Below are 2,398 nucleotides of genomic sequence, written 5' to 3'. Positions count from 1 at the left end.
GACGAAGTCGCCAATCTGCGCTGGCCCAGCCGCCGTCGTCGTCGCGTCTATGCAGCGGCAACACGAATGCGGTTGGGGCTTCGGTGGATTCATCGAGGCGTGCCAATAGTTCCGCGCGGCCCGCGGCAGTGTCCTTGCCGGCTTCCGAGTCCAAATCGGCATCCGGTGTCACCGGATCGCCTTTGGGCAGGCGCGCTTTGGCCGCCATCCGGGACAGTGGATCTTCGTAAGCGGGTCGCACCTGCGACAGCGGCAGGCTCAGCCCGTCGGCGATGGCGGCCAGCAAGTCGTGGGCGGCGGAGTCGGGCGCCGGCGGACCGGCGGGCCCCCAAGGATCGGCCAGCAGCGAGCCGTCGGGCCACAGCGGCTGTCCGTCGGTGCGCCAATACAGTCCAATCTGCCAGCGCGGCAACGGTTCACCGGGATACCAGCGGCCCTGTCCGCGGTGAACCAGCCCGTGTGGTGCCCACTGCGCTTTCAGTCGCGCGGCCAGCTCGGAGGCGCGTTCGCGTTTGTGCGGGCCGTCGGCTGCGGTGATCCACTCGTCGTCGACCTGGTTGTCCACCGACACGAATGTGGGCTCGCCACCGACGGTCAATCGGACATCGCCGTCGGTCAATCGTCTGTCAACGCCGCGCGCGACGTCCTGGATCGTCGCCCATGCCTCGTCGGTGTAGGGGAGCGTGACGCGCGGGTCTTCGTGGATGCGGGTGACGGTGTTGGAAAATTCGAGCACCGCTTCGCACGGATCGGTGTTGCCGGTGATGGGAGCCGCGCTCTCCGGGCTCGGCGTCGCGGCCAGCGGAATGTGGCCCTCGCCGGCGAACAGTCCTGACGTCGGGTCCAGGCCGATCCAGCCCGCACCGGGGATGTACACCTCGGCCCAGGCGTGCAGATCGGTGAAGTCGGCGGGAGGGCCCGACGGTCCGTCGAGCGCCTTGACGTCTGAAGCCAGCTGGACCAGGTATCCGGACACGAACCTGGCGGCCAGGCCCATCTGACGCAGGATCGACACCAGTAGCCAGGCGAAGTCGCGGCACGAGCCGACCCCGGTTCGCAGCGTGAAATCCGGTGTCTGCACGCCGTGTTCCATCCGCAGGCTGTAGCCGAGGTCGCTGTTGACCCGCCTGTTGAGCTCCACCAGGAAATTGATCGTGCGGGTGCCCGGCGCCATCGCGAAGGTGCTCACCCAGGCCTGCACCAGCTCGCCGGGACCCGATCCGGCGCCGTCCTCGTCGACCGGCCGCAGGTAGGGCTTGAGGTCCTCGGCCAACGGCTCGGGGTAGGTGAACCCGCCGGTCGGCCACGTCTCTGCCCAGTCCTCGATGAAGAAGTCGAAAGGGTTGATCACTTTGAGGTCGGCGATCAGCCCGACCGTAATGGTCAGCTGGCTCATCGGATTCGGGAACGTCAGCCGGTAGACGAAGTTGCCCACCGCGTCCTGCTGCCAGTTGACGAAGTGGTCGGCGGGCTCGACTCGCAGCGAGTAGGCCTCGATCGCGGTACGCGAGTGCGGCGCCGGCCGCAGCCTCACGACATGCGGGAACACCCGGACAGGCCGATCAAAGGTGTAACTGGTGCGATGCTCCAGTGCCACTTTGATGGTCATAACCGCCCATCTCATCACGATGGCCACAAGGTCGCAGCACGGCGAACCCGTATCCCGCGTGGCGTGACCGGGTTTTGCCCCCGTCGTTCCTAGGATCGCTCGGGTGGACGATCGTTACGGTCCGGACGTGCTGGCACGCGACCCGCATAACGCGCGCACGGTCCGGTCAGCCGAAATGGCAATAGAACTCGGCATGGTCGTCGAGGACGCGCAGACCGGCTACGTCGGTGCGGTGGTGCGCGTCGAATACGGCCGGATGGAACTCGAGGACCGGCGTGGCCGCCGGAAGCCATTCCCGGTCGGTCCGGGATATCTCGTCGACGGCAAACCGGTGATCCTGACCGCGCCGCGACGCCCGACCGCCAAGGCGCCCACCCGCACCGCGTCGGGCTCGGTCGCGGTGACCGGAGCACGCGCCCGGGTGGCCCGGACCGGGCGGATCTACGTGGAGGGCCGCCACGACGCCGAGCTCGTCGAACAGGTGTGGGGCGACGATCTGCGGGTCGAGGGGGTGGTGGTCGAATACCTCGGGGGCGTCGACGATCTCGTCGGCGTCGTCGCAGAGTTCCGGCCCGGTCCGCAGCGGCGGCTGGGCGTGCTCGTCGACCACCTGGTACCCGGTTCCAAGGAATCGCGGCTGGCCGAAGCGGTGCACCGCGGCCCCGGCGGCTCGGACACCCTGGTCGTCGGCCATCCGTTCGTCGACATCTGGCAGGCCGTCAAACCGGCCCGGTTGGGTCTGGCGGAGTGGCCGGTCATCCCACCCGGGACGGACTGGAAGCACGGGAT

The 2,398-nt window shown here is 68.3% G+C and carries 2 protein-coding genes; one reads left to right on the top strand and one right to left on the bottom strand.

The features are described 5' to 3' along the window. Positions 1-1,609: transglutaminase family protein (locus VN856_RS19375; RefSeq protein WP_325691941.1), on the bottom strand; the 1,609-nt coding region annotated here is incomplete at its 3' end. Between the two features lie 103 nt (positions 1,610-1,712). Here VN856_RS19375 and VN856_RS19370 point away from each other — a divergent pair. After that, on the top strand, positions 1,713-2,398 hold a 686-nt coding region (locus VN856_RS19370), incomplete at its 3' end, for a DUF3097 family protein (RefSeq protein WP_325691939.1).

This window comes from Mycobacterium sp. (genome assembly GCF_035603715.1).
In the GTDB taxonomy this organism is placed as follows: domain Bacteria; phylum Actinomycetota; class Actinomycetes; order Mycobacteriales; family Mycobacteriaceae; genus Mycobacterium.
Note: the sequence above shows the minus strand (reverse complement) of the source record. Positions and strands in the feature narration are given on the sequence as shown.